The organism is Culicoidibacter larvae (assembly GCF_005771635.1).
In the GTDB taxonomy this organism is placed as follows: Bacteria; Bacillota_I; Bacilli_A; order Culicoidibacterales; family Culicoidibacteraceae; genus Culicoidibacter; species Culicoidibacter larvae.
Genome location: NZ_VBWP01000020.1, coordinates 1 through 10264, shown reverse-complemented (window position 1 = coordinate 10264; position 10264 = coordinate 1). Strand labels below are relative to the sequence as shown.

Here is a 10264-nt window from a genome sequence, read left to right as displayed (position 1 = left end):
GCTGCTCCTACTGTATATGGGAAGGTTACTTTACTTCCGCCAGTACTTGCGGTAAACCAGCCATTAAATGTATGTCCAACTTTTGTAGCTGTTGGTGCCGGACTAACCGCTTCACCCGGATACTTCTTAGTTGAAGCTATACTTGATACCCCGGTATTCCCATTGAAGGTCACTGTAATTGGCGTGATGAATCCGGCATCTATACTATCAAAGCCAACTGCACTTGGTGTTAAGTTTGATGTTGTTGCTTTATCATGTGTAGCACTTGCGGTTGGCGTACTACCACCGCTTGTTACCGCACTAAAACGAATTGAGTCATCATTCGTTGGATTCGTAAAGACAATATCCACATTTTGGTTCTTGTCTAATCCTAAGAAGGCATAACTTCCCGGTACACCATTTAATGTTTGGGTCGTTTTAGTTTCCAGAACCGTTGTTGTTCCTGCTTCATAAGCGGTAACAACAACACCATTGCGTCCGGTTTCTGTCCCATTTAACAAACCATTCCGGTCAGTATCATTAAACACTTGCCCTTTGATAACTCCGGTTTTTAAGCGAATCGCTACCGGCTCACTTGGTGCCGCACCTTCAGCGCCAAGTACACTACGGTAAATCAAGGCATTGTAGATATTAACGCCACCAGCCTGCACATCAGCAGTTGCCGGATCCATATCAATGGTGAAGGTAATTTCATCTTGACCACCATCAGGAATTACATCAGTTGTGACAATCCGGACCGCTTTAATGGTTGTTTTATCAGTAATCTCATTCCATGTTTTCCATGAAGCATCATCAAAATTATTTGTATACGTTGTACTGTAACGAACTGTATAAGCGTAATTTGTGCTTGATACATCAATTGGATTATTCAGAAGCACATCCCATTCAAAGGCTTGTTGTTGGAAGTCGCTTCCGGCATTTTGTCCTGCTTTAGGAATTGGGATAATTGCTTTATAACCACTGACATTTTGTCCCGAGTTATTGGCTACTGATAATTTATATTTTGCAGTTCCATCTGGGTTTAAATCAAGAATTGTTTTTCCGCTGACATAATCATATGTAGTCCATGGTCCGCCATCCAGATTCGCACTGGTTGCGGTACTGAAGTCTGCTTGGGCAAGGTTGGTAATTGAACCGCCAAAACTCATCATTTGTTGAGTTTCGTCACGTAAATCACTGATGTCATAAATATCATTAGTTGTGAGGCCAGAAGCAAAGTTTTTTAAAACAATCTTTGCATTCATTGGTTCAGCAAAATAAATATCTTTAGCTTGAATTGTAAAATTACCGGCTGATTTTTTGGTTGTTACATTTACTTTAAAGTTAGGTGACTTTCTGAAATCAAAGGCATAATCTGCAATAGTAATTTTGTAGACTTTTTTGCCTGTGTTATCGGTCAAGGTACTCACTACGATATTATTATTAGCTTGTGAATAGACGACCCCATTAGTATCTGTGGCACTAAAGCTGCTTATATCAAACTCAAAAGCCTCAGCTTCACGTAAATAGAAGTTAAACCCTTTCATTGTGCTCACAAATGTTCCTTGAGTGTCATTCCATTGAATTGTATTAGTAGATGTTTTGGTCTCACCACTTAACATACTAAGGGTTGTCCCAGCTCCACTAAATCCTAAGGCTGTTGCGGTATCAACATATTGATGGGTCAAGGTTCCTTTTTTAGTTGTTGCATGGATATCTTCGCCACTTTCTAAGCTTACACTTTGAAGCGTTGAAGTTGCGGTTACACCATCGGCTGCACTATCTAAAATAACCCCATAAAACCGTGCTGTCCCTCCATAACCAAGATAACCTGCATATGAAGAAAAGTTGTTAGTAATAGATTTCTCTGTCCATACTATAGTTTTAATGTATTCACCAGGATTCGGAGTAATATCAGATTGCGCTAGAGTAATTCCGGTACGTCCTGCCCAAGTATTAATATCCGGAATAGTAAAGCTACGTCCATCGGTTGTTGTTCCGTTTATATTATATGCACCGCTGGCTGCTGTATTTGTTGTAGTATACAAATCTATACGATTAACGCCCATGTAGACATCATCAAAGGAAAGCTTTAAAACTTGATCCGTCACTGGATCTGCCTGGCGATTAGTGAGCGGAATCTGACCAAGGACGGCATTACCACTGTTCGTGTTCTGTAGTGAGATAGTTTGACTCCAATTAATAAGCATAATTGAATTTTTAAACGATTCAGCTACCGTAAATGAAAACGACGCTAATTTATTACGTTCAAATGTCGGATTATCGTATGGTTTAATAGTTTGGTTTCCGGATGGCTTAATAGTATAAACTTTTCCAACTACATGATTAGTTGTATCGGCAACATCAAAGTTTAGATATAAATTCCCAGTAATCTTTGCATTATTAAAACGAATTTTGACGTAATTCCAACTCGCATCCGACCAAAGCGTAGTATCATCAACACTCGTATTAGGGATTGTAGTCCCCTCTATGGATACATAAGCAAGTTCCTTTGCATATGCATATGTTACTTCATAATATTCAACAAGTCCACCGGAAAGTCCATCTGGTGCCGAAACCAACGTGCCAATGACAGTGCGCAAACCAGTAGTCTGATCAACATATACTTCCTTGTTTCCGCCACGCCATAAATCGGTAGTTAAAGCCGATGCATAAGTAAGTGTCTCTACTGTTTCACTTTCAATAACAGCACCATTTTTTTCGCTAGTTACAATAACAGCATTATCAATATTATATCCAGCATTATTAGTCAGGTATAATCGATCAATTCTGGTTGTAAAACTGAGTGGCGTTGCTGAAATAGAATTAATGAATTCATAAGTAATACTACCAGAATAAGCATTTCCATAACCATTCCATGAACTACTGCTGGTTGGATTTGGTGTATAAGTAATATTACTGACAAACCCTTGTAAGTTACTTGGCAGTGAACTTGGATCATATACGAAAGTATTCCCAACTTTTTTCAAACCTGGAACTGTTTGAAAAACAAGTTCTTTAGCTAACTGAACTGTCACTTTTTTTCCATTACTCGTTGAATCACCAAAATTAACATTAATATTAACTGTCTTATCAATATTAATAATTTGACCCTGTGTATATGACAAATTCGTAACACCATTCAAATCAACACCATCAAAACTGGCAAAACCAGCTGAAAAAGGTGTAACTGACTTAGCCATTAATGGCGCTTCTTCAGCGACACTTTCTACTGTCTCCTCTTCCTCTCCAATATTTTCCTCTGAATTATTATCACTGCTCACTTCTGAACTATGATTATTGGCATTATTTTCAGACGTCACTGCAAAAGCAGTAATATTCGTTTGACTTAAAACGACTACCACAACAGCGAGTAAACTAATCCCTATTTTAAGATATTTTTTCATCGCAAAAATCCTCCCATAACTTTTTTTTACAACCTAATCATAGCAATTTGCCCCCACTAACTCAAAGCACTCCTGCATACTTTTGTGAGTTTTAAGGCCTATGATTAAAAACTGATGAAATCACTCATCTCCCAACACCGAATTGACATCTCGCGTCAGCTTCGATGTCAATAAAGACATCAGCAGCAAAACTAAAAAAGGCACCAACATTATCAGCATTAAAATAAATGGCAAGGTCTCAGTAATAAAAGCACCAAACCCTGTCCATGCCGTAGCATCCTCACCATTATAATTGCCAAACCAGCCATTACGCTCGTTTGCTGCATAACTCTCAGTAACTGTTGCTAACGTATCATCAGCGGTAATTTCCAAGAAAATTTCTTGCTCAATAACAGTCCCATCTGCATCATAAAAACGGAGTACAATTGAATATACTCCTGGCTCAGTAACGGTCTCACGCAGATGCTGCAACTCACTTTGCAACGCCGCCTGTTCACTCTCATAAACTGGCGTTGACATCGCCTGCACCGACATCGGCATCACCAGCATCACTAAAAAAACAAAAAACACGGCAACACCTTTACGCATCAGTACCACCTACCTGTTTCGGCAACCACACCTTCAACACAACACCCTCATCTTGAGCCGCAAAACTGACTCTCCCTTGGTAGGCCTCAACCATAGCTTGAACCGTATATAAACCAATTCCGCTGCCAAACTCATTTTGAGTATCCTTTGTATCCACTCGGTAAAACAAATCAAACGCTCGATCAAAATCAATCTCACTCGCATCAGCCTTATCATTATATGCCTCAATAATAATCTCTGCATCTGACTCATCAATAGTCAACTCAAAAACACCATTACGATCACCATATTGAGTCGCATTGGAAATCAAATTATGAATAATTTGTCTAAACTCAATATCACTAATTACCATAAACACCTCGCCCGGAGCATCAAGATAATAAGCAATCCCCCGCTCACGCAGCAACGGTTCAAACAACCGTAAAGTATCCTTAACAATCGCCACAATATCAATCCGCTCATGTACTAAAAGACTATCAACATTATCATTATTAATCACTTGTAAGATTTGGTTAACATCATCACGCAAGCGATTATTGCTGAGGGTTAACTCAGCAATAATCTCCATCTGTTCATCATCTGCGTTTGCGTGCTGCTTCAATAAATCCGTTTGCAGCATATTAACATTCAGCGGCGTTTTCAAATCATGCACCAAAGCGTTCACCAATCGTGTTTTCACAACACTCTTTTCACGCTGCGCTTCAAGATTACGCTCCAATTTTGTATACTGCTTATTGATAGAATCAATCTTCACCTGCAAGTCACCGCTAAAAGCGCCTAACTCCCGAGACAACACGTCATATTCATTCCGTGCCTCACCCGCCTGAATTTGGGCCAAACGATATTCACGCAGACTCATTATATTACTGCGCAAACGTCGTAGTGGTTGGATTAACTTACGGAACATTAAAAAGATCAGTGCAGCCATCAATCCGCATAATAAAATAATTGCGGCACCAATTAAACTCATAATAATGACAAAGAAGGTTTGTGGCGTTACTTTGTAAATCGCCAGCCAAACCTGATATTCTGTATTATCAGCAGTAACTGTAAAAGCCCCCTGGTAGCTCAACATATCGGTTTCTGCCATCTCGCGTAAGTACGCAAAATTAGTTTCCGGTTTAGTTGCAAAAAAAGTATTTGTTGGTGCTAACACCACCACATCCATGCTATGAGCTGCAACAACTTGCTCAAGTGCTGTGATTCGCGAATCAGCATCAGCAGATGTGAGCGAAGATTGCACTTCACTTACAATTTCATCTACCTGAGCGCGATTAAGCTCATCATAAAAATATGGAATCTGATAAATAGCAAAAACTAAAATTGCTACCACCACTATATAAAGAGCTCCGATAATGTAAATTAAATTTCTCCAGCGAAACTGAGTTTGTTTACTCGATCCACTCATAACCTACACCCCGCATTGAATAGATTGAAGAAATATGCAGTTTACGGCGAACTTTCTTAACTAATGTATCTACTGACCGAATATCAATAAGATTTATATCCATTCGCCAAACCTCTTTTAACAATTGTTCACGTGAATGAACAACATTGCGATTACGCAAAAAATAAACAAGCAAATCAAACTCTTTAACCGTAAGCTCAATCCGTTCGTCGGCTTTCATCACTTGTCGTGAGTCAAGGTGCACAACTAACTGCTCACGCTCACTGACTAACTCATGAACAGTATGCTTCTCTTCATCAATTAATACTCTGGCAATCCGCGCTAACAAAATATCAAAATCAACTGGTTTGCGAATAAAGTCATTGGCTAATAACTGCAAACCCCGAATTTCCGGTGCAAGCTCATCTGAACCGGTTAAAATAATAACTTTCATAGACGGGTCAATGCGGCGAATAAATGATAACAACTGCAACCCATCAACTGACTCCATCATTAAATCAGACAAAACCAAATCATATTTATGTTTTTGGAATAATTCAATACCGACAGCTGCATTACTGGCGGTGGTCACTTCATAGCCTTCAGTCACCAATAAACTTTTGACGACACGTTGATATTGATCATCGTCATCAATAAATAAAATATGCTTTTTTATACACATAACATGTTTCCCCCTATCAGCCTTATTTTAACACAGGATTAAAGAAAAATAAAGATAGTTAGCAAAACAACATTTTTTACTCATTTATTTTTCACAATTAGGAAATTTACTCGTTTATTCTTACAATCCCTCAATCAAAGGACACAAAAGTACGAATTCTATACCTAAAGTCACTACTAATTGACTATTCTTCTCATTTTTCTTTTAAAATCAAAAAGAACAGACCCATAAAGTCTGCTCTTTTTCTACTTATGAAACATATTATATACAAATTTATCATAGCCGCATCTAATATTTTCAGCCTCAATCACATCATTGGTGAAACTATATTGGGCATCACGCAATGTCCGGGCATATAAATCAAAATATGGCAACTCACGTTTTTTGGCAATTGCCAGCTCAGCTTCAACATCATATTCAACTCGGCGATAATTAATCGCCGCAATTCCTGCAGAAGTGATTTCAAGCATTACATACTGCGCACGATTATCTGGTCGGTAGTTATGTGCTGTTGCTAATCCAATAGTGCCAGGATTAATGATTGTCCGATCATCACGGGTCATGCGCAATGTCTGACGATGCACATGACCATAGATAGCAACATCACTCTCCGAGTTCGTCAACATTCGATCAAATGCATCCTGGTCTCCGGTAGGAAAAACCTCACCACTGCTCGGATCATCAGGTAATGCATGAAAAATATCAAAAGTAGTATTAAGTAAAGTGACTGTCTGCATGAGTGGCAAGTTTGCCAACCAATGCGTTTGCGCCAGTGACAAGTATTGCTTGTCATAGAGCGCGTAAATTACTGACATATCGAACTTAGGATGAACCATATAGGGTTCATCTTCAATTTTGTAGCAAGACTCATGATTACCGATAACCCAAATGATTGGTTCAACCGCTTCCAACAGTGACAAACACCGTTCCGGGCTCGGCCCCTTCATCACCATATCGCCAACCGTAATATACTTTTCGGCACCTTGTGCCTGAGCATCTAACAACACTGCTTCCAAAGCGGTACTGTTGCCATGGGCATCTGCAAGAACAGCAACTTTCATCTGGTACAACTCCTTTACTTATTGAATCAAACGTTTCTTTTTCAGCACCATTGTTGATACTGCCCAAATGATTGCGGTTGGAATTGCCGCAATAATAAATATTGGTAAGGTTACTGATGTTAGTAAGCCAACATGTAATAAATTTTGGAATAAGAATACGGCAACATAGAAGCCAACCGCAGTTGTCACAAACAAGAAAATTCGCAACGGGTTAAATGGCAAACAAGTTTTCAAGACCGCTAAAATGCTAATAAAGCCAATCATATAATACATCAAGGTAACAATATCATCTTGAGCGATATTCATTTGCTGACCTAATATATAGAAGATAACCGTGTTAGCAACAATCAAAAGTGCATTTGGTGCTGCCGCGGTTAACACCTTCTTAAGGAAAACCCCGTGAACTTTCCTCTTGTCTGGTTCAAAAGACAAGAAGAAAGCAGGATAACCTTCAATTGCCAAATCAATCAAGGTAATCTGAATCGGAATAAACGGAAAAGCTACAAAAGTAAACAAGCTTATTACCGAAAGCAACACTGAATAAATTGTCTTGATAAAGAACACCGATGCCACCTTAGTCACATTATTAACAACCCGGCGCCCCTCAGCCAGCACTTCCGGCAAACTTGAGAAATCCGAATGTAACAACACTAACTGTGACACTTGCTTAGCAGCATCATTACCTTCCGCCATCGCAATACTGCAATCAGCCTCACGCAATGCCAATACGTCATTAACACCATCGCCAGTCATTGCAACCGTATGCCCGGCCGCTTGCAGTGCCTGCACCAGCAATTGCTTTTGCTCCGGCCGCACCCGGCCGAAGATACTATATTGCGTTGCCGCCGCCTGTACCTCTTCATCACTAGTAACCATTGATAAATCAATATAAGAAGCATAATCATGTAAGCCTGCTTTACGAGCGATATTAGAAACGGTTACCGGATTATCTCCGGAAATAACCTTCACTTCTACCCCTTCACGCTTAAAGAAATTCAAAGTCTGTTCCGCATTTTTGCGAATTGGATCATCTAAAGCAATCGCCGCTACTGGAATCACTGTAGGTAATTGATTATCAACAATCGCATCCTCAGCAAAAGCAACTATCAGGACCCGACTGCCGGTCAGCTGTAATTCATTGACTACTGCCGGCAACTCATGTCCTTGTAGAACAATCTCCGGCGCCCCGAATACAACAGTGGCAAAATCAGCAAACTGAATTGCTCCCCACTTGCGCTCAGAAGAAAAGGCAACTCGGTCCACCGCAATCAAATCAGCAGTTTCATTAAAATGAGCGCGCAATGCTTGCATCGTCGCATTATTATCATCGCTGGCTGCCAAATATGAACCCATCACTCGCTCAATCGGAATCGCTAAATGACGCTTGGTTAACGGCAGCACCTCAGTAACTGACATTTTCCCCTCAGTAATCGTCCCGGTCTTATCCAAACACAACATATCAACATGTGCTAAAGTTTCCATACAGTACATGTCTTGCACTAACACTTGTTTTTTTGAAAGCTTAATAACTCCGGTAGCAGAGGTAATACTAATCAAAAGCACAAGACCCTTCGGCAGCATGCCAAGCAATGCTGCCGAAGTCGTAACTACAGCAACCATTATCGGATCGAGACGAATAAAGTAAGCTTCTAAAAATAAAACCACCCCAAGCGGCACAATAATCCAGCTGGTAAACTTGGTAATCTTCCGCATCGAATCCAGCAACTCCGAATTAATCGGCTTTGCCTTTTTCGCTTCATGTGCCAGCTTAGCAGAAAAATTATCATTACCGATATGTTCAACATCGACAGTACATTTACCACTGACAACAAAGCTGCCAGAAAGCAAATGATCACCGGGATACTTCGTAATCGAGTCCGATTCCCCGGTCAACAACGACTCGTTGACCTCAATACTGCCGGCAACCACAACACTGTCTGCCGCTATCTGTGAACCCATCTCCAGAATCATCGCATCACCAAGCACTAATTCTTCAACCAAGATTTCACTTTGCTCACCGCCACGAATAACCGTCGCTTTGGGTGTTGAAAGAAGTGTTAGCTCTTCAACTAAATTTTTGGCGTGAATCTCCTGAATAATACCAATCAAAATATTGATAAGAATAATCAACAAGAAGAACATATTGGAAAATGCCCCAACCAAGGCCAAAGCAATCCCAATCAATAAGTTCAGTAAGTTAAATAATGTTAAAACATTTTCCTTAATAATCTGAGTATTCGTCTTCGTTGCCTTTTCCGGTGGTGTATTAACCTCTCCGGCAGCAACTTTGGCCGCTACTTCCTCGTAACTTAGACCAATTATATCTTGTTGCATCAACTCTTTATTCATGCTCTACCTCCAAATACTGGCGTTATATACGCCATTCATTATACTATAAATCACTGCTCAATACCAGTTACGCTTTTGTCATTTTGGGGAAAGAAAAAAAGCCTGCGCCGGGTGTGGCGCAGGCTTTTCAACTTTACAATAAAATCTTATTTATCTGACTTCTTTTTTAAGAATATCAACAAACTACTAATTAATACTGCAATAAATCCAAGACCGATAAATTCAAGATAATTTTGGCCGGTAACCGGTAATTGTGGTTGTGCCGGATCTTCAGTAACGGTAAGAGTAATATTAGTATTTAATTGAGTAGTTGCATTTTTAGTGCCAAAAGTCGTTGCAATAGCTTCATCATGAAAGACATTCAAGACATAACTGCCTACTGCCGGATTTGCTTTCACTACTGTCAAATCCTTAACATACAATGGTGACAACTCCGCTAACGTTGCACTATCCCATGCTTTTGCCCCTGAACGAGCCAAAATTTCTGCATCAAGCGTTTCACTTTGAATCATAGCCACTAAGTCACTATAACTAATAGTAATATCGCTAGCATCAATTTGCCAAGTGCCATCAGCAATCAAGTCTTGCCAATCGGCGATTAAGGTTAATCCGCCTGCCGGCATTGTGATTGTACCACTGCAACTTGTATCTGCCGCATCTTTCCAACCAAGGAATTTGTGCCCGAACCATGTTGGTGCGGTGACTGCGTCTAGGTCGACTGTGCTGTCAGTCATTTGAATGATATCTGCTGGTTGGGTAGCTATGTTACCACCATTCACATCGAAAGTGATGGTTTGGTCTAACGCCGTCC

At 40.1% G+C, this 10264-nt stretch carries 7 protein-coding genes; all 7 read right to left on the bottom strand.

The window, feature by feature from the left end:
* The coding region (locus FEZ08_RS11985) for an InlB B-repeat-containing protein (protein WP_138192728.1) at positions 1 to 3386 on the bottom strand (3386 nt) is incomplete at its 3' end.
* 120 nt (positions 3387 to 3506) lie between these two features.
* On the bottom strand, positions 3507 to 3974 hold the full coding sequence (locus tag FEZ08_RS11980; RefSeq protein WP_138192726.1) for a hypothetical protein: 468 nt from the start codon (positions 3972 to 3974) through the stop codon (positions 3507 to 3509).
* Positions 3967 to 5382: a sensor histidine kinase gene (locus FEZ08_RS11975; RefSeq protein ID WP_138192724.1), complete on the bottom strand. Its 1416-nt coding sequence runs from the start codon at positions 5380 to 5382 to the stop codon at positions 3967 to 3969. The genes FEZ08_RS11980 and FEZ08_RS11975 overlap by 8 nt, the downstream gene beginning before the upstream one ends.
* Complete coding sequence (locus tag FEZ08_RS11970; protein WP_138192722.1) at positions 5366 to 6043, bottom strand: response regulator transcription factor; 678 nt, start codon at positions 6041 to 6043, stop codon at positions 5366 to 5368. Before FEZ08_RS11970 ends, FEZ08_RS11975 begins: the two co-directional genes overlap by 17 nt.
* A 245-nt stretch (positions 6044 to 6288) precedes the next feature.
* A complete protein-coding gene (locus FEZ08_RS11965; RefSeq protein ID WP_138192719.1) occupies positions 6289 to 7104 on the bottom strand; it encodes a metallophosphoesterase family protein in 816 nt (271 codons plus the stop codon).
* A gap of 18 nt (positions 7105 to 7122) precedes the next feature.
* The gene (locus tag FEZ08_RS11960) at positions 7123 to 9453 is read right to left on the bottom strand and encodes a cation-translocating P-type ATPase (protein WP_199288084.1); all 2331 of its coding nucleotides are present in this window, start codon (positions 9451 to 9453) and stop codon (positions 7123 to 7125) included.
* A gap of 146 nt (positions 9454 to 9599) precedes the next feature.
* Positions 9600 to 10264: InlB B-repeat-containing protein (locus FEZ08_RS11955; RefSeq protein ID WP_138192717.1), on the bottom strand; the 665-nt coding region annotated here is incomplete at its 5' end.

Coding starts and splice junctions, on each gene's coding strand:
- FEZ08_RS11975 (WP_138192724.1), bottom strand. CDS start 5,382: ATGAGTGGATCGAGTAAACAAACTCAGTTTCGCTGGAGAAATTTAATT.
- FEZ08_RS11960 (WP_199288084.1), bottom strand. CDS start 9,453: ATGAATAAAGAGTTGATGCAACAAGATATAATTGGTCTAAGTTACGAG.
- FEZ08_RS11970 (WP_138192722.1), bottom strand. CDS start 6,043: ATGTGTATAAAAAAGCATATTTTATTTATTGATGACGATGATCAATAT.
- FEZ08_RS11980 (WP_138192726.1), bottom strand. CDS start 3,974: ATGCGTAAAGGTGTTGCCGTGTTTTTTGTTTTTTTAGTGATGCTGGTG.
- FEZ08_RS11965 (WP_138192719.1), bottom strand. CDS start 7,104: ATGAAAGTTGCTGTTCTTGCAGATGCCCATGGCAACAGTACCGCTTTG.